Origin of the sequence: Alkalicoccobacillus porphyridii, from assembly GCF_007293315.1 — a bacterium.
Lineage (GTDB): Bacteria > Bacillota > Bacilli > Bacillales > Bacillaceae_D > Alkalicoccobacillus > Alkalicoccobacillus porphyridii.
The window spans coordinates 1-22,101 of the sequence record NZ_VLXZ01000019.1; the positions used below are offsets into that span (position 1 = coordinate 1).

Below are 22,101 nucleotides of genomic sequence, written 5' to 3' on the forward strand. Positions count from 1 at the left end.
TCTCTTTCCCGATATCTGCTTCTCTTTCCCGATATCCAGCCCTCTTTCCCGATATCCACCTCTCTTTCCCGATATCCGGTCCTCTTTCCCGATATCCTCTCGCCGCTTTACCTCCTCTCACACCGATTCTTCCTCTCCTCCCGCCGCTTTTTCATCTCCACACCGATTCCCCTCCACTCCTCTTATCCGCAGCCGTCCCCTTTACCAAATATCAGCTCGCCACCTCCCCAAAAACCAATCCAAAAAAATCCACTATTTTAAAAATAAGCGCTTACATTTTTGTTGTTTTGGGTATACACTTAAGGGGATTCTTAATACTTACGATGGAGGGATTATTCATGGTGTATCAGCAGCCTGGAACAACAAATTCTGTAGTAACGTTTAAGGAACGATATGACAATTTCATTGGTGGGAAGTGGACAGCCCCAGTGAATGGTGGATATTTTGAGAATGTTTCCCCCGTCACTGGCGAGGTATTTTGTGAGATTGCCCGCTCTTCCTCTGAGGATATTGAGTTGGCATTAGATGCCGCACATGAGGCCAAGGCGTCATGGGGCAAAACAACGCCAACAGAAAGAGCCATCTTATTAAATAAAATCGCTGACCGAATTGAAGAAAATAAGGAAACGTTGGCTGTTGCAGAAACGTGGGATAATGGTAAACCCGTTCGGGAAACCTTAAATGCGGATATTCCTTTAGCAGTTGATCATTTTCGTTATTTTGCTGGTGTGATTCGAGCTCAAGAAGGCACTCTTAGCCAGATTGACGATCAGACCGTTGCCTATCACTTTCATGAACCTCTTGGAGTAGTTGGACAGATTATCCCTTGGAATTTCCCGATATTAATGGCTGTATGGAAACTCGCTCCTGCTCTTGCAGCTGGAAACTGCGTGGTGTTAAAACCAGCTGAGCAAACACCCGCCTCAATTCTTGTACTTTTAGAGCTAGTTGAGGATTTATTGCCAGCCGGTGTTGTAAATGTTGTGAATGGATTTGGAGAGGAAGCTGGTAAACCTCTTGCCTCTAATAAACGAATTGCTAAGATTGCCTTCACCGGAGAAACAACGACCGGAAAACTAATTATGCAATACGCATCAGAAAACCTTATCCCTGTAACATTAGAGCTTGGCGGTAAATCACCAAATATATTCTTTAAAGATGTATTAGATAAGGACGATGCTTACTTAGATAAAGCGATTGAAGGATTTGTGATGTTCGCCCTAAACCAAGGTGAGGTGTGTACATGCCCTTCCAGAACACTCATCCACGAAGACATTTATGAAGAATTCATGGAACGCGCGCTCAAAAGAGTGAAGGAAATCACCTCCGGAAACCCATTAGATCCCAATACAATGATTGGGGCACAGGCTTCCCAGGAGCAGCTCGATAAAATCACCTCCTACCTGGAGATTGGAAAACAAGAAGGCGCTGAGTGCTTAATTGGCGGAGGTACACGCCAGGTTGAAGGAATGGACAACGGCTTCTACGTAGAACCAACCATTTTTAAAGGAACAAATGAAATGAGAATTTTCCAGGAGGAGATTTTTGGTCCTGTACTTTCTGTGACAACATTTAAAGATGATGAGGAAGCATTAGCAATCGCAAATGATACCTTATATGGACTTGGAGCCGGTATCTGGTCTCGAAACATTAATACGGCATACAAGTTTGGCCGTGAAATTCAGGCTGGACGAGTGTGGACAAACTGCTATCACGTCTACCCAGCTCATGCCGCATTTGGTGGATATAAGCAATCAGGGATTGGACGCGAGAATCATAAAATGATGCTCTCTCATTATCAGCAGACTAAGAATCTTTTAGTTAGCTATAGTGATGACGCACAAGGCTTCTTTTAAAACTGCCTCAAATAAAAAAGAAACGGACACTATTCTAATGTCCGTTTCTTTTTATGTCTTTAATTTAATGAGTTTCTTGGTATCAAGCACTTACCATAAATAAAATCTCAATACTAATCCTTTTTGACTTTCGCTGCCCAACGGTTTCCAATAGACTGGACACCTTGAACAATAATAATTAAGAGTATAACGGTGACATACATAACATCTACCTCATAGCGAAGGTGTCCAAATCTGTAAGCTAGGTCACCAAGTCCACCAGCACCAACTAAACCAGCCATTGCTGTTGCCCCGATAAGTCCGATGATGGCAATTGTCATACCTAAGATAATAGACGGTCTTGCCTCTCGAACCATAACATGCCAGATGATTTGATAGCGTTTAAAACCCATTGCTTCGTATGCTTCAAGCACACCCTTATCTACTTCTAACAGTGCAGATTCCATAAGTCTTGCAATATAAGGTGCGGTATAGATAACTAACGGCACGAGTACACCTTGTACGCCAATTGTGGTACCCATTATAAATTTCGTAAATGGCAAAATGAAAAACAGTAAAATAATAAATGGCAAGGAACGGAAAATATTGATGATGGCATTAAAGAATTGATAGATAATCACATTTTGTGTTGGCTGACCTGGTCTTGTTAGTACAAGGATAATACTTAGTGGCAGTCCAATAAGTAATGCCACCACAAATGAAATTCCTACCATCACAAAGGTTTGCTGGGTTGCCTCCCATATAGCTGGACCCCTTGTATCAAAAAATGTTGCAAAATCAAAGTTCACGACCACTTACCTCCTCTACACGCACACCCTCATTACGTAAGAACTCAATCGTTTTAGCTGTTTCTACTTCAGATCCCTGTAAATGCGTAACTAATCTTCCATAAGGCTCGTCCTTTAACTGGACAATATTGCCCGATAAAATATTCGAGTGTACGTCAAATTGCTTGGAAGCTAGCGACAGCGCAGGCTTACCAGTTGAATGTCCAACAAAGGATAGACTAACGATGGGACCAGTTGCTCTTAAGTTTTTAATAAGTTCTGATGGGATATCATCTGGAAATAAGCTATTAATGAATTTCTTTGTCGTAAGCTCCTTTGCATTTGAAAATAGTTCTACCACTTTACCTTGCTCAATTATTTCGCCATTTTCCATAACGGCTACACGGTCACATATTTTTTGAATCACATGCATTTCGTGGGTAATTAACAGAATTGTAATGCCAAACTCGCGATTAATTTTTAATAATAGCTGGAGGATAGACTCTGTTGTTTCAGGGTCGAGAGCACTTGTTGCTTCGTCACTTAACAAGACACGTGGCTCATGAGAAAGAGCTCTAGCAATTGCCACACGTTGTTTTTGACCACCTGATAGCTGTGCCGGGTATGAATCATATTTTCCTTCTAATCCAACCACACTTAAATACCGTTTCACACGCTCATCAATTTCCTTATCAGGAACACCTGCCAGCTTTAGAGGAATAGCAATATTTTGATAAACTGTTGCTGTTTTGAGCAGATTAAACCCTTGAAAGATCATCCCAATTCCTTTGCGAGCTTCTCGCAGCTGGTGTTTAGTCATTTGCGTAATATTATCGCCTTTAATAATGACACTACCTGAATCTACTTGCTCAAGACGATTGACCACACGAATTAATGTACTTTTACCAGCCCCACTATAGCCAACAACACCGAAAATTTCACCCTCTTCTACACTTAGCGAAACTTTCTTTAGTGCTTCTACCTTACCTTTTTTTGATGAAAAGGTTTTTGATATGGATTTAATTTTAATCATTATGCTGCTCCTCTCTTAACAAAAACCCTACTCATACTGAGCAGGGCTAAGATTCATACAGTGCTCTTACCAAGAAGGAATAACAGACCCTTCAAATTCATCTTCTATAAATTGCTTGACTTCATCTGAATGATACGCTTCAATTAGTTTTTGTACAACAGGATCCCCTTTGTTCTCATCGCGAACCACAATCGTGTTTACCCAAGGAGAGTCTTCTGGTTCAATATAAATAGAGTCATCCTGTGGACTCAATCCTGCTTCCGTAGCAAAGTTTGTATTGATAGCTGCCAATGCCACCTCATCTAATTGTCTAGGAAGTTGAGAAGCTTCTGCTTCAATAAACTGTAAATCATAAGGATTTTCCGTAACATCTAAAACGGAAGCATTTGTCCCTGCGCTTTCGTCTAATGTAATTAGACCAGCATCTTCAAACATCATTAACGCTCTAGCACCATTTGTTGTATCATTTGGAAGCGCAACTTTTGAACCATCAGTAATGTCTGTTGGCTCTTCTAATTCATTTGAGTATAAACCCATCGGAAAGTTAACTGTTGTTGCTACATCAACTAAGGTATCTCCTTGTCCTTCATTATAATTATCAAGGAATGGCTTATGCTGATAGCTATTAGCATCTATATCGCCTTCACTTAAAGCTGTATTTGGTATGGAGTAATCAGTGAAAACTTCTAAATTAACCGTTAAGCCATCTGCTTCAGCTATTTCCTGAACCTTTTCCATAATTTGCTCATGTGGACCAGCTGTAACACCAACTGTAATTTCATCCTCAGCTAACGCCCCACCTTCACTCGAACCACAAGCTGACAATACACCTGCAGTTAGTGCCGCAAGTCCAAATCCTAGAATTTTCTTCATCCTACTACTCCCTCTTTCCTATCCATTAATTTTTCTATATTTAGTATGACTTGTTTCAGTTCATCTGATGTAGGAGAATTGCTCATATAATGAATGGATTCTCCAACAGCTAATGCTCTTGTTACCAAGGCATCCAATACTTTATCTTCGGTTCTTAAACCTATATCGTGTAGCTTCACTGGCAAACCCAACATTTGATAATATGGGATAAGTCTATTAATTTCTTCCCAGTTTTTTTCAATTCCTAGTTGAACCAGGATTCCATAGGCAACCTTTTCACCATGCAATCGACATATAGTTTCAGGAAAAATTGTCAAGCCATTATGAATGGAATGCGCTGCCGCAATCCGGCCATAATTATCACCCAAACCACCTACTAAACCTCCTGCAACGATGTTTGTCTCAATAACCTGGATTAATTCATTAGTTACCTTCTTCTGCTTTAAGGAATCTAGCGCCGCCCCTCCATGTGTTAACAATGCATCGCGGCAGGTTTGTGCTGCATCTAGCGCGAGTTTTACTGGAATACGCAAGTCTTCTAAATCTCTTGTAAGCACCTCAGCCTCATACCACTTTGCTATTGTATCTCCAATTCCAGCTCTCAGATATTGTATAGGAGATTGCGCGATAATCTCTGGTTCAATTAGTACAAGTCCAATACCTTTAGGAAAGGAGTCATAACGGATAAATTCTCCTTGCTCGTTATAAAACACACTTAACGTTGACCAAGGCGCACAAGTAGAAGCAAGAGTCGGAATAAGAATAGTGTCAATATTCATCTCATGAGCACATGCTTTGGTTAGGTCCATTGCAGTGCCGCCACCAATTCCGAGGATACAATCCGCTTTAAATTCAGCAGCCTGTAGCTGGTGTCTGGCCACTTCTTTATCTGTACAATGACCTTTGTATAACCCGTAGAACACTTCCATTTGATCAAATGATGGAAGATAAGGCTTGGCTGCTTCAAGCGACTTTTCCCCATGTAGAACATAGACTCTTCTAATGCCACGTTCTTGTAGTTTTTCTTCTAACGAACTTAGAATAGTTTGTTCACACAGATAATATCCCGGTCCCACCTTTATCTGTAGCATTCAATCACTCTCCATTAAACTGACTATTTTGATATATTTAATCATTTTAACAGGATCAACCTAAGCATTCCACAGTAAATTACGCTAAACCTTATTCTACCTCATAATAATACTCTTCTCCGTCACAGAGTTAAAGTATTAATTCCGATGAACACGATTACATTAATAGATTTATTCAAAAAATTTCCGATTTAACTTGTCTTCTTTTAAAATGCATAACTAATATCGCAACCAGCACAGTACCAGAAATAAACGCAAGCCATGTGTTCAAATTAAAATACATCTTGTTCATTTGGTTATGTGTGCCTTGTGTAATTGCGTGGATATACTCCTCCACTTCCTCCCTACTACTATTTGTTTCATACTCTGGATAGTTATTTACTAAAAGTAGACGATACTCATCAACTGCTTGAATTTGAAAATAAATAGCTAATACGACATGAAGTAACAAAAGAGGTGCCAACCATTTTGGTGGACTAGTAAGGACATGAATCCAGCAGTAAACCAAACCAGCAAAAAGGGGAATGCAAGCAATCATAAAGAATATAGCAATGTTCCCCATACTGCTGTAAGGTGGATGAACACTTGCAAGCATATTAGAAAAAATAAAACCAATCGTCAATAACACAAGTAAAATGAGTAATAAGATCCTACGCATGATTGTCCCCTATACTAATAAGTAACGTACAAAACCTAATATAGCAAAACAAAATAAAACCGAGCCTGTTCCGATACCCGTTATGGCACTTGGCGCAACTTGTAGCCGCTTAGCGACAGGAAGAGAGACACATGAAATCACCATAATTAGCAGTGCAAGCAGATAAAGAGTTGGATCAGCAAACACTGGAGCTAGCCCAATAAAATGACTACCAACAATAAACGCAACAAAAGGAGCAATCATATGCTTCTTTTTAAACACAGTCAGTAGAATCGCACCAACCATGCAGATAATGATTTCCGCCCATACAAAGATAAGATATAAATTAAATGCTGTTGCTTGATTCAAAGCGGATGCGTCATTCCAGTGTTGAATACTTAAATAGATCCCAATACTACTTATGACAAACCCCAGCCCAGATGCTACGCCTATATACTTTCTCCAGCTTGGTCTCGGATTCTCCTGTGCCCAACCAAACCACACAAAGCTAAAAAAACCAAACACCGCCATATACATCACGTAATCCCGAACATACTCCATGATCATTCCTCCCTCGATCATAGTATGAACAGCAAATTAATACGATGCTAGTGACCTGAGACAGTTTATTCGTCTTCCTCCACAACAGGCTCAACCACACTGCCCATAAATAGAATGGTTTCACTTACTTCATCCGTTATCGCAAAAACAAAAGGACGGTCGACGTTGAAGGGCTTTCCAACCACTGCTGAAGTCTCCTCGATTGCAACAGATGTAACCGCCGCTGCTTCTGTTCCTACTTCATCAACTTTAATAAAGGTTTTATGAAGAATTTCATCAATCTTATACAAAGAATCTGGACCAAATAGCGGCGCAAAGTCAATTTCCGTTAACAAAACGGAATCCATACCGAGCACAGATAACGTAGGAATCAACGAATACTCCGCTTCATAGGTAAAGGTTGGCATGGTTACATCCACGTGTTCCGTCTGCCACTCTCCATTCCAGAATAACTCACTATCTATGTCCCCTACTACCTCCTCAAACATGCCTTCCTCCGGTAAAATGACACTCATCGTTAAACCTTCATCCTCATATGGTATTTTGATCGCTTGGAAATGGTCTTCTTCATAATATTGAAAGTCAGCTGATTGTCTCATCATAGGATGCTCGATAGTTGAGCCATCTAATAAATGAAAGGGACTTGGACTTGTTTGTTCTTCTTCAAATGGAACCAACCAATTAGCATCAAAATAGACCGCATTAATGACATAAGCTACTATTTCTGGCGGGACTTCTGCCAACAGCACTTCAATATGTCCATTCGTATTCTCTTCCACCCAATTGTTAATTGCGTCCTCCGGTTTCTCTTCAGGCAGTTCATTTACCTCACCAACAAGCGAATTCTTAAGCATGCTATGATAGCTTTCTTCTACCTCTAGCTCTGGAATGTGCCAGATGGCGTTGGCGGTTTCTATTTCTGTATGTGATAAATCAGAAAAGGCTTCTACCAAGGTTTGCAGTTCTTCATTTATCATGTCTAGCTCTAATTCATTTAATTGAAGGGTCTCCAATATCACCTGCTGATCAGCGTCAGCCAGACCATTTGCTGTTAGAAGAAGGGCTAACTGAACACTATAAGGAGAGATATGTGTGTTATCTTCAATACCATACTCACTAAAGACCTCGTGAAACAGATTCATAGCAAATTGAGATTGACCATTCTTGAAGGTATGATCCAAAGTGATAGCTGCCCGAGGTTCTGGTTCGGTATTTTCCGTTCCACAACCTGCTAAAATAAGCCCTGCACCGATAAGCAGATATTGAACCCGCTTCATATTATTCCTCCTTTAACATGGGCTCAATCACACTGCCCATAAACAAAACCGACTCCGTAGTATCATCCATTATTGCAAAGAAAAATGGGCGATCAACAATAAATGGTTCTATTTCTATAATCTCAGCGGACTCAACCGTTATTTCTATTCCGGTAGCAGCGGCTGCCTCCGTCCCCTTTTCATCTACGTCTATAAAAGTCTTGTGTATGACTCTATTGATTTCATATGGTTCGTGTTCATTAAACATATTAGGTAAACCCACTTTCCCTTGAAAAAGTGGTCCTAATCCTAATTCAGTTAATTTGGGGGCCAATGAATAATTAGCAGAAAACGAAAAAGCAGGCATTTGTAGCTCCACCTTTGCATGCATCCATTTCTCAACATTAAAAGCATCCTCTAGATTTGAACCAACATTTTCAAACTCCCCTTCATCTGGTAAAACCACCGCCATATATAACCCTTCCTGTTCATAAGGAATTTTGATTGCACGGAAGGAGTCTCCTTCTATTAGAGGGAATTTCTCGGTTTGTTTCATCATAGGATGCTCTATCGTCTCACCATTCAGAAGGTGAAATGTCTCCTCAGTTGTCAGATTCTCTTTAAACGCATTCTGCCAATTGGCGTTAAAGTAAACAGCATTCATAAGATAAGCAACAACTTTTGGGTCTACTTCATCCAACATCCTTGGAATCAATCCATTTGTTTTCTCTGAGACCCATTCATTTATCTCATCCTCAGGTTGAATGTCAGGCATTAGATGAATCTCACTATTATAGAAAGTACTTATTAGCTCCTCGTATTCCTCTAGTACTGTTAGCTTATCCTTATGCCATAATGAATTAGCAGTTTTTATTTCTGCTTCTTCATACCCTTTAAAGATCTCTAACAGCTCCTGCATCCGTTCGTTTTCTTCATCCAAATCTGTCTCTGATAGATATAGGGTATCCATGATTAATTCTCTATTGCTTTCGTCTATCCCATTCGCAAGAAGCAATAGCGCCATTTGCACACTATAAGGTGAAATCAACGTATTTTGAAGATCACCTTCTTCTTCAAACACTGTCCGAAAAAGCTCAAAAGAAAAACCACCGAGATCCGTCGTTGTTAGAGGTTGCTCGACTTCTATAGGTTTATTTGGTTCATAATGAAGAGTATCGGGTGGAGTTGGTTGACCGTTAGATCCTGTTGATTGTGAACCGCACCCAGATATTATAATTAAACTTATCGAAAGCACTAGTAGGCTTTTTTTCACGTACGTCCACTCCCTTCTCTTATCCACTATTCGACAGAGATTGCAAATAACCTATAGAATTTTACTAATTTTACGAAGTTTTTACTTTTGATAAGTAGGAGTGGGGTTTGAAGGTAAAAATATAATCGTAGAGAGATAAGTAGGTTTATTCTGATATTAAAGTTAGTTGGTTTTTAGGAACTCGCTCAAAAACCATAATCTCGGTGTTAGAAAAAGGTTTGTTTTTCATATAGTTTTCTAATGTGACTCCACTTCCCCAATATTGTTTAACAAGTTCTTCTTTTGATGGAGTGCCTGGTTCAATCATGGTTCCAGCTATTCCACTTTCATCTATGACGTATTCATCCTCGATGTAAGAAAATAGTTTTGTTGTTATATCCCTATCAAATACCATGATTTTATTGGTGAATATCGGGAATCTCAAATAATTCTTAAAGTCGTAAGGGCTAAGTGTCACAACAATTCCTACGTCAAAATTTATCCATTCTGCTCCAGGTGATCTTAATCGAACTCGCTCCATTATATCTGGATAAAAATCTCCCCCGCCGCCAGTGCCTAAATACATAGAAGTTAATTTTGGATGCAAACCTTGCTCTTTGACTTTTTTCATTTTTATTAAGCTTTCATACTTATTACCATAAAGATGGTATAAAAACACGCGGATCGCCTCCTCATTTGAGCTTTATCAACTACTCACATTACTATAGCCATATGTATTATATTGAAACCACTTCAAAAGCTCTCAAACAATAAAAATAAACAGCAAAAAAACCGGCATACGCCGCACTCTCTGTGTAACCCATTATCAGGAAGGAGAACCCATCTTGCGTGATGAGGTATCTCTTATAAGTGCGGCCTCTTCCATTCTCATAATTCGACTCTCAAAAATTGGAAAGTGGAAATTTCTTGCTGCATTCAAGGTGACGAATATCCCTCCTCACCTCATGCGACTTACCAAATGAATCCGCTACCGTTAGACTGTCTGTAACTACATGACTATTTTCAATGAATACTAACTGAGTCATTTTATTTCCTCCTAAATTCAGTATTTCCTCCAATGTTTTGTAAGCGCCTCTCGGGATAGAGAAATAGCATACTTATTTGGAGGTTTTTTCATGTACAAATTTAATAAATTTGGGTGCAGTTGCATTTGCTGTTGTGATCTTACTCTCCTTTATCATAGGATGAGATTTTTATTGGACTAATGTTATAGGTGTATTCATCGGAACATTTCTTGCATGTTCCCTTGTGATTCCGATGATAAGAAAACGGCGTTCCTCCTAAATAAAGGACGATACTATATAGATTGCTAAAAATAAATTGGAGGGTTAATTATGTATAGGAACTATAATGCCAGATGGCTTCTTGCTGTAGTAATAGCTTTTGTTGGGGGACTCGCTGTATATTTCATAGTCCCACTTTTCGGCATCGAACCGAGTGTAGAGATATTTACTGCTGGTTTTTTATACTTATTCTGCGCATCATTTTATTCAGAGCGTTTCGCATCTAATGATCTTCCACCAATGAGGGAAGAGGGTTAATCAACCTCGATATCTGCATCAAGATATGAGTCATCGAAGATCTCCCTGTCCATTAGTCGATATAAGTTCTTGATAGCTCCTAAAGCTCTCATATAATTAAATAAAACCAAAAAAGCCCGGCATCCGCCGGGCTCCCCTCTTTCTTACACTGCCGCTCCCTCAAATTCCTTCCTAAAAAACTCCTTCATCGCGTGATACACGTCGCCTTGTTCTTTAAGAATATAATAACGAAAACGCGGATCATCTATGTTTTTGTATGCGCTCATAAGAGTCGAGTGACGAGAGTATTGATTGACTTCACCATATCCAAACATACTGGAGACGCTCATTAACTGCTCTACTAGCTTTAAGCAGCGGGCATTGTCGCTGGTGAGGTTATCACCGTCGGAAAAATGGAATGGATAGATATTATAGCGACTTGGCTCATATTTCTGTTCAATGACTTCTAACGCTTTTCTGTAAGCAGACGAGCAAATGGTACCACCGCTTTCACCCTTGGAGAAGAAGTCCTCCTCTGAGACCTGCTTCGCTTCTGTGTGGTGCGCGATAAATTCAATGTCTACGGTTTCGTACTTGCTACGCAAAAAGCGGGACATCCAAAAGAAAAAGCTTCGGGCCATGTATTTCTCAAAGCGTCCCATGGATCCACTTGTGTCCATCATGGCAATTACAACGGCCTTAGATTCTGGTCTTGTGATTTCGTTCCATGTTTTAAAACGAAGATCGTCGTTTGAGATGGGATTAATGCCTGGTTTACCAGTGAGGGCATTCCGTTTAATGGCTGAGAGAATAGTGCGGCGCTTGTCGACGTTGCCCATTAGTCCCTTTTTGCGGATATCATTAAACGAAATATCTTCAATAATGATTTCATCTTCTTCTTTTTTCTGAAGATTTGGCAGCTCTAGTTCGGAGAATAATAGTTCTTGAAGCTCTGCGATTGAAACCTCGGCTTCATAATAATCCTCACCAGCTTGATCTCCAGGGCCTTGCCCTTTTCCTGGGCCTGCCTGCTGCTGTGCTTTTGGATCCCTGGCGACCACATCTCCAATCTTTGTATCACCCTGTCCTTGCCCCACGTGTTTGTTTTTATCATAATTGTATCGAATCTTATATTCATCCAAGGACCTAATCGGAATTCGAATGACATCTTTTCCATTAGACATCACAATGCTCTCTTCACTGACCAAATCGGGAAGGTTTTTCTTAATGGCTTCCTGTACCTTCTCCTGGTGACGGCGTTGGTCTTGATAGCCTTTGCGGTGGAGGGACCAGTTCTCCTGTGACACAGCGAAGCCTTGATATTCGTCTTTTTTCACTTGTTTCCCTCCTTGGATATATATCTGAAACTTTTTCATTCAACAAGCACCATTATGGATAAGTTTGCATATAGTATGGTGGAGTCGGTTCACTATATAATGACCTAGCTTTTTATAGTGATTACCTTATCTTATGCAGACAAGTGAAAGAGTTGCCAAAAAATTCAGATCAATTATTGAGGGATTGTTTTGATTCATATTTTTATCGTATATGAGGACAAGCTGAGAGTATGGAAGGAATTGATGCTTCCGGATTATTCTCACCCGCACTTCTGTATTTAGGGTAATGAAGGTGAACAATTGTTGATAGAGTTGATGTTTATGTGTAAATTAGTTTTTTTCTCCTTCTGTCGCACTCGAAAATGGGGACACTTACCTGAGGGAAGGTAATGAACTAACCCAACTCCGTCGATTTACCTTATTGAACCTTTTTATCGATGTCACTGAAAAAGTCATGTAAGAATGAGCGGAATGGCGCCGCTACAGGAGAACCCTACGCTTTCCGCGGGAACGGCCTCAGCCCTCGAAGCGGAAAACCACCACTTCGATGTCTTCAGACGCGTTCTGTTCCGCAGGAGTCTACGGGTTCTCCTTCCGCTAATGTTCTGACTTAAACAATTGTAGAACTTCGCAGTCTTAGAAAGATCGTTTTTCAGTGACCCCCTTTATATCCCACAGTTTTCGACCCTCCATTTTCATTAGCGTGTTTCAAATAAATATCGTAATTCAGATTTACACATTAATAAGGACTTTACTCAAATTGTTTCCCTTCTAGTAAAAAGAATTTTTACTCCCCAAAGAAAAATCATGACTTTAGTAAGAATCCTTACCTCTCCACATAAAAAAGAAGAGAAAAGCATACTAAGCTTCTCTCCTTTTTGCCTTTTTAATATCCTTTTCCTAAACGTCGTTCTAATTCCTCAACTAAGCCTACAATTTCAGCGGTCTTGGCTTCTTTTTCAGCAAGCTCCTGTGATTTTTGTAATCGTTCCATCGTTTTCTCGTCCATATTGGCTAAACGTTCAGCAGCTTCTCTTTTTTGTTCGGCGTAATCGGAGAGTGCCTCCGCCCCTTCGCCAATGATTTCAGCTGGACAGTCCCCTTCCAAAATAATAGAGGCCGTGTTATCGGTATAGGAGCAGTTTTCTATATATGGTCCGGCTTCATGAATATGAATGGCACAATCTCCGCCTTCTAAAATAGCAGCGCCAGTGATGACGGGTGTACTTCCCTCTGTAATTTCAAGCTGTGCTAAACCGTGTTGAATGAAGCGGCAGTTCTCAACTCGGCCTTTTGCCTCTTCTATAAACCACATACCGTTAGATGCACTCTCTTGTAATGTGCAATTCACAAAGGTTGGATCAGCTCTCCGGATAATAACCTGAGGGAATTCATGTCCATGTCTAGCAAACTCACAATTAGTGATATGAGCTTTGCTTTCTTCTAATAAATGAAGTCCGTTCTCATATCCTTCATAGACTGAGGTTGCATCCATTTCCAAAAAGCTTTGCTCTGCCACAACAATTTGTATTTGCTGGTGTTGATATACATTGGACTGCAGGATCGTTGCTGAAGATTGTTCAGTCAGCCACACCCCATAATGCTCTCCGTGATGGATGGCACAACGTTCAATGAGAATGTTTCCCTGTTCGGATACACAAACCTGCGGCAGGTGATGCCCGGCAACCTCACTGTCACTAAGAACCGCTTCTCCGCTTGAAGATATAAGTACTGCATTGCCGTTACCACTCAGAATAGAGCATTGCTTTGCTTTCACCTGGCCACCATTTACCCGCAGCTGTGCTTGCAGGTGGGCAACAAATCGGGTTTGCTCCACTTTTAATATGGTTCCGTCCTGCACATTGCACCCAATATCGCCACTATGTAAGTAAGAGTTTTTAATTAGAGCCTCACAATCTACTAACAGGATCTGCTGTTGATGGTTACGATATAGCTCCGAATCCTTAACTAATAAACGACCACCAATCACCGTGATCCCGCCAGCTTCTCCCTCATAAACAGTGCTTGATGTAACAGAGAGCGATGTGTGTTCGTTTACTGATATTTGGGGCTGGGGTCCAGCATGTCCATAAACAGAGCAGTCTTCCATCATCATTTGACTCGTATCCAGCAATGTGACCGCTTCTTTAGCGCCTTGAAATATATGAGAGTGTTTCAGCACCATTCGTCCGTTATTAGTCAGCTTCACTTGGACATCTCTTTGCTTGGATAGGGCACAATATAGCAGGGACACCTTTCCATCACAAAGCACGGCATGGTGGTTTCGCTGCATAATGACTTCGCGAAGAGCCGCTCTGCTTCCTTTACGTACGGTTACAGCCGAGCTTTTCATTCGATTTATATCGCAGCCAGTTAATGTGATGGAGCTATCTTCCTCTACCAGCACACCCGTTTTCCCGTCTTGAATAGTTAAATTTGAAACCGACGTGACTGCGGTGTTTTTTATATGTATAGATCCTTGTAAAATCACTTCATCCTTATGTCCAATTCCGGTAATGGTAATTGATTTATCGATGGTAAATATACCTTTATACAAGCCTTGCTCGAGACGAATGGAGTCCCCATCCTCGGCAACCTCAAGAGCCTGTTGCAATTGTTTATATTTTGAAAGGATTTTTTGAGATACTGTAATGTCTTTCATCTGCTCCACCCCACTTCCGTTTCATTATAATGCAGATAGTAAATTTCTGTCCAAAAAGAGGGACAAAGGTAAGTTTCTCCAATGGTTCTTTTTCAGTTGCATAAGAACATAAGTTCGCATAAAATAATCATAAGGAGGCGAAATCAATGACCAAGTATTTTCTAATTAGAAGCTGCATGCAAAAGGATTTAATTGAAATCATCTATCTTTCAAAGTCTGAAAAAATAACCCAGCGCCTGATTACAGCTGAAAGCATATCTAACGGAATACTTACTGGTTATTGTCACTATCGTCATCAGAAAAGAAGATTTTTAGTCAATCGCATCTTATCCGCCTTTCCTACTAGACAAAAGCAAGCCTAAGACTGATTAAACCCTGCACACAAAGGCTAAGCTACTAAAGAATGATTTTTTGTGAAAGACATGTTTCATTATAAGGCTGTGTGTTATAGTTCTATATAGTACGAATCTGACAAGGTTAGGCAGGTAATTTATTCATGAAGAAAAATTTATGGTGTATCGTGGCAGTCAGCGCACTCGTGTTGAGTAGTTGTTCACCATACAGCCAGCAGCCGTCGCATGACGAACCAGAGAGAGAAGAAAACCCTGACAGCCAGATCTCTGGAACAGATGGTTCCTCTGACAATGAAACAGAGCAAGGGGATCCTATAGATGAAGCACCTCTTAGCGATCATGAACCTGACGCCGAACACCCTTCAGATGATGAAGATCAAGATGAGCAACCACATGATGATACTACTATCTCATTACCATCAGAATATATGAATCAAATAGAAGAAGTGGATGGACAAGCTATCATTCAGAACCCTGACAATATTTTAGCGTTTGTGAACCATGATTACTTGCTCCCAAGTGATTATATACCAGACGATTTAGTCATTCCTGATGTAAAGTTCTCATATGGGTATCAGGATACAGACAAAAGCTATATGCGGGAGGAAGCTGCTGCTGCCCTTGAAGGTTTATTTGGAGCCGCTCAAGAGGAAGGCATTGAGCTAGCGGCCGTTTCTGGTTATCGTTCATATGATAGACAGGAAGAACTATACGAGCAGGCTATTTCTAGGTCTGGTCCAGAACAAGAATTTGTAGCCAAACCAGGGAGCAGTGAACATCAATCTGGTCTTGCTATGGATGTGTCAAGCTCAAGTGTTAACTACGGCTTGGTTCAGGAATATGAAAATACGAAAGAGGGCCAGTGGCTTGCAGAGCACGCCCACCACTTTGGATTCATCATCCGCTACCAAAAAGATAAAGAAGATATTACTGGTTACGGATACGAACCGTGGCATATCCGCTACGTAGGAGAATCCGCCATTGAGATCTATGAAAGTCAGTTGGTGTTAGAAGAGTTTTTTGATTTAGTTGAAGAAGTGTAACAGTAGAAGGAGCCGCCCAAGAAAGGTGGGCTCCTTGTTAATTCATGAGTAGGGACTGAGTGCTTTGAAAACATTAATCCTTGGGTTTATTCGATTCTATCAACGCTTTATCTCTAGCTGGACTCCTCCTACCTGTAGATTCTATCCCACTTGCTCTCAATATGGGTTTACAGTGATTAGCCGATTTGGAGTGATTAAGGGAAGCTGGCTCCTTGTTAAACGTATTGTTAAATGCCAACCCTTTCACCCTGGAGGGATTGATATGCCACCAGAATCAGAAAGTGAAGTCTGCTGCAAACACGCCCATGAATAAAAAACCGGAATGTAGAGCATAGCTCATGTGCATTCCGGTTTTTCTTATTTATTTCCCATATAATTAAACTCAGATATTGGCCAAAAACGAAGGTCCACTTTTCCCACAATTTGATCCTCGCTCACCGTTCCAATTCGACGGCTATCTAGACTACTCGGACGATTATCTCCCATAACAAAGACATGGCCATCTGGGACTTCTACTGGATCAAAATTATCTGTAAATGTTGCAAATCCTTGCTTGGCTTCCTCTAAATATGGCTCATCAATTGGCTCATCATTTATGTAAAGGACATCGTCTTCCACCTTCACTGTGTCACCAGGCAAACCAATGACGCGCTTAATATAATCTTCATTAGGGTTGGCATGAAAAACAATTAAGTCATCATGATTCGGCTCACTAAATTGATAATTTATTTTATTTACGATAAACAGCTCCCCCTCATGAGCTGTAGGCAACATAGATTCACCTCTTACTTCATAACTCGTAAAAAGGAAGGTTCGAATAATCACTGCCAGTAGTATGGCAATAACAATGGCTTTAACCCAGCCCAAAAGCTCACGTTTTGTTTTACTCACAATGTTCCTCCGCCATTCTTTTTCTTTTAAATTTACCACTTTTATACGTTTAGAACAACTAAACAGGGTCAGGATTCTTAGTCAAATGTATCCGTTTTATGACGTTCATTTTTATAAGAACAAATCTTTGAAGAGGCTTTTGCCTTGGTCTGGATGAGTAGGAGCTCATTAGCACCGCTACAGGAGAACCCTAGCACCCGCAAGAACGGCCTCAGCCCTTGAAGTGGAAGTGCGCCACTTCAATGTCTTCAGACTCGTTCTGTTCTGCAGGAGCATTCCTGTGGGATTTCTTTTTAGCCTATTTACAGAAAAAAAGCCCTCCGTTAAGATGCAGTTGTACCCACACAACACACCAAGGAGGACTTACTATGAATCATAATATCAATGAGCGTTTAGATCAAGTACAAGAAGACACATTGGTGATTGGCATTGATATTGCCAAGCGTAAGCATTTTGCCTACGCTGCCGATCATCGGGGGCGTGAGCTAGGAAAAGCGTTTCCGTTCCATCAATCCGCCCATGGATTCGATCAACTTTATGACCAAATGGAGCAGTTGAAACAGACGCATCAAAAATCGAACATCCTGATTGGTTTTGAGCCGACCGGACATTATTGGATGAATTTAGCGCAGTTTCTTCTCCAACAAGATATCCCCTTTGTCATGGTCAGTCCGTTGCACGTCAATCGCGCAAAGGAGTTTGAGGATAACCTGCAAACGAAAAATGATAAGAAAGATGCGCGTGTGATTGCGAGAATGGTCACGCAGGGGTACTTTCATTCTCCACGCTCTCTAGTTGGCGTAGAAGCTGAACTACGTAATGGCGCAGCCCATCGCGATCGATTAAAAAAAGAGGGTGCTCGTTTGAAAAATCAGATCATCCGTTGGATAGATCTCTACTTTCCCGAATTACTGGGATCGGCGTATAAAGAAATCGGGAAAACGGTGATCTGCATTCTAAAATACCACCCCTTACCAGAGCAGTGGCACCATTTGGATATCGAGGCCTTTCTGTCAAAACTGAAAGAAAAAGAAGCTAGCCGACGTTCAAGCATTAGCTTCTCAATCCATTGGATTAACAGAGGGAACGATGGTTGCGAACCACGAAATGGAGTGGATCATCGGTCAGTATGAACAAATTGAAACGGCATTAGAAGAAATATCCGTAAAAATGCGAGAGCTCGCTCAAGAAATCGAGGCGTACCAGCACTTAATCTCGATTCCTAGCATAAGCGAAGAGACAGTCTGCGATCTACTGGCTGAAACAGGTCCCCTCACGTCTTATAGTCATCCACGCCAACTCATAAAATTAGCGGGATTGACGTTACGTGAGAACTCTTCTGGCCAACATCAAGGACGAAAGAGCCTCTCTAAACGAGGAAGGCGTGGCTTACGTGCACTCCTCTTTCGAGCGGTTTTCCCGCTTATCAGGAATAACCAAGTCTTCTCAGATCTCTATACGTACTACATTTCGAGAAGTGAAAATCCGCTTAAAAAGAAGGAAGCTATGGTTGTTCTCTGCAGTAAGCTATTGAAGATCTTTTGGGGGGTAAGTCACCACAAGGTGGCGTTTGACGCGGAACGAATGAGGAATGATTGCCGTCCTCTTCAAGCAAAATCCCCCCTCGCTTCATAAGGAAGTTAAAAAAATGGTGACGTAGAGAATCGGTTAGTAACGAAGACTTTCGACCTTGAGTCCATGCAGGAGCATAAAACCGACTCTGCCTTATGAAGAGACCCAACGAAGGAACGTGAGCGCACGACGCTAAGAGACATGGGAGGGTGCGTCCTCATAAGAAGAGCAGAGCCAGATCAAGCACCACATAGCGAGTCATGACTGGATGAAATACCCTTATCTATTAGCGAAGCGTCTGCGCCACTTCCTTTAATACACATTAATGGGATGAATAACATGAATGGACATAGTCAAAAAATATTTTTCTCTTACCACATCTGCCTCAAACCATTGATAGATTAACTTTTCCGGAGGGAGTCTACGGGGTCACATCCGCTAACGTTCTGAATTAAACAACTGAAGAACGTTCGCAGTCTTATAAAGATCGTTTTTCAGTGACCTCTTCCTCTTCCCGCAGGTGTCGGCCCTCCTATTTTGTCCGCGTATTTTAGGGTGGCATCGATATAAGTATTTATAAAATAATAAGGACTACATCCGGAGTGCGTGCTGCCGGAATTCTAATGTTGATTTTATGTATAAAAAATTACTCTAATATAATCGGAATTTATATGAGGAGTATGAATTATTCAATGTCTTTCTAGTTCTTGAGATTATAATAAACTTGTTTAATGTAAAATTTAATGATGTAGTATACAGCCCTTATAATTATCACTACAAATGCTAATAAACTTAACGTCATCAAAAAAGCACCAATAGCAGTTTGCAGGACATTATTCAAGATAAAGGTCGCAGCCGCAAAAACAAGAGCTAAAATCAAAAACGTTTTTTTATTCATCCTAAGACCTCTCTTATTGTTTTTTTAATAACACAAAATCTATTCTAAGGCCGATATTTGTTTGATGTGGAATTTTAAATGCATTCCTATTTAATTAAGCGTACATCTTATGTCATATGCTAAATCGAAAAAAAACAAAGATTATGTCGTGAACTTAGCTAACCTAAGTTTATCATATACTACATGCCTACCACCCACCCAGCGGACGAAAATGGTGGGCTGACACCTGCGGGATGTAAAAATTCATTGAGATAAGATGGCGAAGCCAGATTAGCTCAATACCTTCCCGCGGTAAGCATGCCCCCATTTTCGGGAGCGGAGGTGAAAAACCGATGCTCAAATACCCTCCAATTCCTCCATGTACTTATACAAGCAAAGTGTATTTTTGGAGCAACATCCTTCCTCGTTCATTTTTATACAATAAAAAGCTGACAACTGTATGGATCTCTCCAACATTGTCAGCTTCTCCATTAATTATAATTCATATGGCTAAACCACTTCACATGTCTTAGTGTTTGGCTCCATTTAAAGATTTATAAGCTGGCCTAACGATTCAGCAAACTTCCTACGTAACGAAGCAGTTCATTAGCTGATGTTGAGTTGTATCCATGCTCATCAATTAGTCGTGCTATGACTTCGTTTACCTTTTTAAGCTGGGATTCATCAGGCGTCTTAACAGATGTTGTGATTTTGACAATATCCTTTAGATCAGCAAATAGCTTCTTCTGGATTGCTTCTCTTAGGCGCTCATGTGAATTATAATCAAACTTCTTGCCCTTTCTGGCGTACGCTGAAATTCGAATGAGGATTTCTTCTCTAAATGCTTTTTTCGCATTTTCAGAAATGCCAATTTGTTCTTCAATGGAACGCATAAGCTTTTCATCTGGAGTCATTTCTTCACCCGTTAATGGATCACGCAGCTTATTTTTATTGCAATAGGCTTCAACATTATCCAGATAATTATCCATCAATGTTTTGGCAGACTCATCGTAGGAATAGACAAAGGCCTTTTGTACTTCCTTCTTAGCTATTGTGTCGTACTCCTTACGAGCAGTAGAGATGAAATCCATGTACCTCTCTCGTTCTTCCTTTGAAATGGAAGCATGCTGATCCAATCCCTCTTTAATCGAGCGAAGCACATCCAAAGCATTGATTGACGTTAACTGCTTACGAATAATAGCAGAGGAAATGCGGTTGATGACATAACGTGGATCTATTCCTCCCATGCCTTCATCCGTATGCTCATTCTTGAGCTCTACTAAATCCTGAGAGTTAAAGCCTTCTACACTTTCGCCATCATATAATCTTAATTTCTTAATAAGATCCACACCAGATTTTGTGGTTTCTTTTAGTCTCGTTAAGATGGTGAAAATGGCAGCTACTTTTAACGCATGTGGGGCGATGTGTACATGAGCTAGATCACTATCATCAATCATTTTCTTGTAGATACGTTCTTCTTCACTTACCTTTAGGTTATATGGAATTTTCATCACAATAATTCTTGAATGAAGGGCTTCGTTTTTCTTGTTTGAAATAAAGGTTTTGTATTCTGATTCGTTTGTGTGCGCCACGATTAGTTCATCAGCTGAAATTAAGGCGAACCTTCCAGCTTTAAAATTTCCTTCCTGTGTCAATGAAAGCAAATGCCAGAGAAATTTCTCATCACACTTTAGCATCTCCTGAAACTCCATCATGCCTCGATTAGCTTTATTTAGCTCTCCATCAAAGCGATAGGCACGTGGATCAGATTCAGAGCCATATTCAGCAATTGTTGAGAAATCGATGCTTCCGGTTAAATCAGCAATGTCCTGTGATTTTGGATCAGATGGGCTGAATGTACCAATTCCTGTCCGTTTGTCCTCAGAGAAGAAAATTCGTTCAACCTGCACATCTTCAATCCGTCCACCATAATCCTCTTGAAGCCTCATCATATTTAGGGGAGAGAGATGACCTTCAATCTTAATCCCATACTCCTCTTGAAAATCAGCTCGCAAATGCTGTGGAATGAGATGGAGAGGATCCTCATGCATAGGGCACCCTTTTATGGCATAGACTGCTCCCCGATCTGTTCGGGAGTATTGCTCTAATCCCCTTTTTAGCATCGTGACTAGCGTTGATTTCCCTCCACTGACTGGTCCCATTAATAGCAAAATCCGTTTGCGGACATCCAATCGTTTTGCTGCAGAGTGAAAATACTCTTCGACCAGCTGTTCGATGGATTCTTCTAAACCGTAGATCTGCTCTTTAAAAAACGAAAATGTCTTTTTTCCGTCTTTCTCCTCGACTCCAGCATCATTGATCATATTGTATACCCTGGAATGAGCGGTTTGTGTCACATATGGTTTTTCTTTAATAAGCTCCAAGTATTCCTCAAATGTGCCTTCCCACCGTAACCGTTCTTCTTCTTCTCGATAACGCTCAATCTTTTTAAGTATACTCACAATACCCCTCCATCCTCGTCATTCGAGATTAGTTCAT

Annotated in this window: 21 protein-coding genes; 7 read left to right on the forward strand and 14 right to left on the reverse strand. The window is 40.7% G+C overall.

What is annotated here, in order from left to right; all coding sequences use genetic code 11:
• Positions 1–338 precede the first annotated feature (338 nt).
• Positions 339–1,856 carry an acetaldehyde dehydrogenase ExaC gene (exaC, locus tag FN960_RS19440; protein WP_143850541.1) on the forward strand — a complete coding sequence of 506 codons (1,518 nt, stop codon included), beginning with the start codon at positions 339–341 and terminating at the stop codon, positions 1,854–1,856.
• Between the two features lie 113 nt (positions 1,857–1,969).
• Here exaC and FN960_RS19445 read toward each other — a convergent pair whose 3' ends face one another.
• The 10 genes from FN960_RS19445 to FN960_RS23355 all read right to left on the reverse strand — a co-directional run bounded on the left by FN960_RS19445 (position 1,970) and on the right by FN960_RS23355 (position 10,372).
• A complete protein-coding gene (locus FN960_RS19445) occupies positions 1,970–2,569 on the reverse strand; it encodes a methionine ABC transporter permease (RefSeq protein WP_143850583.1) in 600 nt (199 codons plus the stop codon).
• A 64-nt stretch (positions 2,570–2,633) separates the two neighbouring features.
• Positions 2,634–3,656: a methionine ABC transporter ATP-binding protein gene (locus tag FN960_RS19450; RefSeq protein ID WP_143850542.1), complete on the reverse strand. Its 1,023-nt coding sequence runs from the start codon at positions 3,654–3,656 to the stop codon at positions 2,634–2,636.
• A gap of 66 nt (positions 3,657–3,722) precedes the next feature.
• On the reverse strand, positions 3,723–4,529 hold the full coding sequence (locus FN960_RS19455; RefSeq protein ID WP_143850543.1) for a MetQ/NlpA family ABC transporter substrate-binding protein: 807 nt from the start codon (positions 4,527–4,529) through the stop codon (positions 3,723–3,725).
• Positions 4,526–5,620, reverse strand: a complete 1,095-nt coding sequence (locus FN960_RS19460) for an iron-containing alcohol dehydrogenase family protein (protein ID WP_143850544.1) — start codon at positions 5,618–5,620, stop codon at positions 4,526–4,528. Before FN960_RS19460 ends, FN960_RS19455 begins: the two co-directional genes overlap by 4 nt.
• Positions 5,621–5,795: 175 nt before the next feature.
• Positions 5,796–6,278, reverse strand: coding sequence for a hypothetical protein (locus FN960_RS19465; RefSeq protein ID WP_143850545.1), 483 nt, complete (start codon positions 6,276–6,278; stop codon positions 5,796–5,798).
• 9 nt (positions 6,279–6,287) lie between these two features.
• The gene (locus FN960_RS19470; protein WP_143850546.1) at positions 6,288–6,818 is read right to left on the reverse strand and encodes a hypothetical protein; all 531 of its coding nucleotides are present in this window, start codon (positions 6,816–6,818) and stop codon (positions 6,288–6,290) included.
• Positions 6,819–6,883: 65 nt separating this feature from the next.
• Positions 6,884–8,095, reverse strand: coding sequence for a serpin family protein (locus FN960_RS19475; RefSeq protein ID WP_143850547.1), 1,212 nt, complete (start codon positions 8,093–8,095; stop codon positions 6,884–6,886).
• 1 nt (position 8,096) lies between these two features.
• Positions 8,097–9,347 (reverse strand): serpin family protein, encoded by a 1,251-nt coding sequence (locus FN960_RS19480; protein WP_185971116.1) that lies wholly within the window; start codon positions 9,345–9,347, stop codon positions 8,097–8,099.
• 145 nt (positions 9,348–9,492) lie between these two features.
• A complete protein-coding gene (locus tag FN960_RS19485; RefSeq protein WP_143850549.1) occupies positions 9,493–10,005 on the reverse strand; it encodes a hypothetical protein in 513 nt (170 codons plus the stop codon).
• Positions 10,006–10,228: 223 nt separating this feature from the next.
• A complete protein-coding gene (locus FN960_RS23355) occupies positions 10,229–10,372 on the reverse strand; it encodes a Rha family transcriptional regulator (protein WP_185971117.1) in 144 nt (47 codons plus the stop codon).
• A 309-nt stretch (positions 10,373–10,681) separates the two neighbouring features.
• On the opposite strand from FN960_RS23355, the gene FN960_RS19490 reads away from it, so the two are divergent.
• Positions 10,682–10,888, forward strand: a complete 207-nt coding sequence (locus FN960_RS19490; RefSeq protein WP_143850550.1) for a hypothetical protein — start codon at positions 10,682–10,684, stop codon at positions 10,886–10,888.
• Between the two features lie 143 nt (positions 10,889–11,031).
• Here FN960_RS19490 and yhbH read toward each other — a convergent pair whose 3' ends face one another.
• Together yhbH and FN960_RS19500 are read right to left on the reverse strand one after the other, a co-directional pair.
• Positions 11,032–12,243 (reverse strand): sporulation protein YhbH, encoded by a 1,212-nt coding sequence (gene yhbH / locus FN960_RS19495; RefSeq protein WP_143850551.1) that lies wholly within the window; start codon positions 12,241–12,243, stop codon positions 11,032–11,034.
• 847 nt (positions 12,244–13,090) lie between these two features.
• Positions 13,091–14,866: a right-handed parallel beta-helix repeat-containing protein gene (locus FN960_RS19500; protein WP_143850552.1), complete on the reverse strand. Its 1,776-nt coding sequence runs from the start codon at positions 14,864–14,866 to the stop codon at positions 13,091–13,093.
• A gap of 146 nt (positions 14,867–15,012) precedes the next feature.
• Between FN960_RS19500 and FN960_RS19505 the strand changes: the two genes are divergently transcribed.
• From FN960_RS19505 to yidD, 3 genes are all read left to right on the forward strand, one after another.
• On the forward strand, positions 15,013–15,228 hold the full coding sequence (locus tag FN960_RS19505; RefSeq protein WP_143850553.1) for a hypothetical protein: 216 nt from the start codon (positions 15,013–15,015) through the stop codon (positions 15,226–15,228).
• A gap of 134 nt (positions 15,229–15,362) precedes the next feature.
• Positions 15,363–16,262: a M15 family metallopeptidase gene (locus tag FN960_RS19510; protein WP_143850554.1), complete on the forward strand. Its 900-nt coding sequence runs from the start codon at positions 15,363–15,365 to the stop codon at positions 16,260–16,262.
• Between the two features lie 64 nt (positions 16,263–16,326).
• The gene (gene yidD / locus FN960_RS19515) at positions 16,327–16,575 is read left to right on the forward strand and encodes a membrane protein insertion efficiency factor YidD (protein ID WP_143850555.1); all 249 of its coding nucleotides are present in this window, start codon (positions 16,327–16,329) and stop codon (positions 16,573–16,575) included.
• A 44-nt stretch (positions 16,576–16,619) separates the two neighbouring features.
• Here yidD and lepB read toward each other — a convergent pair whose 3' ends face one another.
• Positions 16,620–17,153, reverse strand: a complete 534-nt coding sequence (gene lepB, locus FN960_RS19520) for a signal peptidase I (protein ID WP_143850556.1) — start codon at positions 17,151–17,153, stop codon at positions 16,620–16,622.
• A gap of 368 nt (positions 17,154–17,521) precedes the next feature.
• Here lepB and FN960_RS23270 point away from each other — a divergent pair, with 368 nt between their 5' ends.
• Both FN960_RS23270 and FN960_RS23275 read left to right on the forward strand, forming a co-directional pair.
• The gene (locus FN960_RS23270) at positions 17,522–18,286 is read left to right on the forward strand and encodes an IS110 family transposase (protein ID WP_260682076.1); all 765 of its coding nucleotides are present in this window, start codon (positions 17,522–17,524) and stop codon (positions 18,284–18,286) included.
• Positions 18,243–18,788, forward strand: a complete 546-nt coding sequence (locus FN960_RS23275; RefSeq protein WP_143850558.1) for a transposase — start codon at positions 18,243–18,245, stop codon at positions 18,786–18,788. Before FN960_RS23270 ends, FN960_RS23275 begins: the two co-directional genes overlap by 44 nt.
• A 1,380-nt stretch (positions 18,789–20,168) precedes the next feature.
• Here the strand turns inward: FN960_RS23275 and FN960_RS19540 are convergent.
• Positions 20,169–22,064, reverse strand: a complete 1,896-nt coding sequence (locus tag FN960_RS19540; protein WP_143850560.1) for a PrkA family serine protein kinase — start codon at positions 22,062–22,064, stop codon at positions 20,169–20,171.
• Between the last annotated feature and the right edge of the window lie 37 nt (positions 22,065–22,101).

Coding starts and splice junctions, on each gene's coding strand:
- FN960_RS19490 (WP_143850550.1), top strand. CDS start 10,682: ATGTATAGGAACTATAATGCCAGATGGCTTCTTGCTGTAGTAATAGCT.
- FN960_RS23275 (WP_143850558.1), top strand. CDS start 18,243: ATGGTTGCGAACCACGAAATGGAGTGGATCATCGGTCAGTATGAACAA.
- FN960_RS19460 (WP_143850544.1), bottom strand. CDS start 5,620: ATGCTACAGATAAAGGTGGGACCGGGATATTATCTGTGTGAACAAACT.
- FN960_RS19455 (WP_143850543.1), bottom strand. CDS start 4,529: ATGAAGAAAATTCTAGGATTTGGACTTGCGGCACTAACTGCAGGTGTA.
- exaC (WP_143850541.1), top strand. CDS start 339: ATGGTGTATCAGCAGCCTGGAACAACAAATTCTGTAGTAACGTTTAAG.
- FN960_RS19450 (WP_143850542.1), bottom strand. CDS start 3,656: ATGATTAAAATTAAATCCATATCAAAAACCTTTTCATCAAAAAAAGGT.
- yhbH (WP_143850551.1), bottom strand. CDS start 12,243: ATGAAAAAGTTTCAGATATATATCCAAGGAGGGAAACAAGTGAAAAAA.
- FN960_RS19465 (WP_143850545.1), bottom strand. CDS start 6,278: ATGCGTAGGATCTTATTACTCATTTTACTTGTGTTATTGACGATTGGT.
- FN960_RS19470 (WP_143850546.1), bottom strand. CDS start 6,818: ATGGAGTATGTTCGGGATTACGTGATGTATATGGCGGTGTTTGGTTTT.
- FN960_RS23355 (WP_185971117.1), bottom strand. CDS start 10,372: ATGACTCAGTTAGTATTCATTGAAAATAGTCATGTAGTTACAGACAGT.
- FN960_RS19445 (WP_143850583.1), bottom strand. CDS start 2,569: ATGGTAGGAATTTCATTTGTGGTGGCATTACTTATTGGACTGCCACTA.
- FN960_RS19505 (WP_143850553.1), top strand. CDS start 15,013: ATGACCAAGTATTTTCTAATTAGAAGCTGCATGCAAAAGGATTTAATT.
- FN960_RS19510 (WP_143850554.1), top strand. CDS start 15,363: ATGAAGAAAAATTTATGGTGTATCGTGGCAGTCAGCGCACTCGTGTTG.
- FN960_RS19500 (WP_143850552.1), bottom strand. CDS start 14,866: ATGAAAGACATTACAGTATCTCAAAAAATCCTTTCAAAATATAAACAA.
- FN960_RS19475 (WP_143850547.1), bottom strand. CDS start 8,095: ATGAAGCGGGTTCAATATCTGCTTATCGGTGCAGGGCTTATTTTAGCA.
- FN960_RS23270 (WP_260682076.1), top strand. CDS start 17,522: ATGAATCATAATATCAATGAGCGTTTAGATCAAGTACAAGAAGACACA.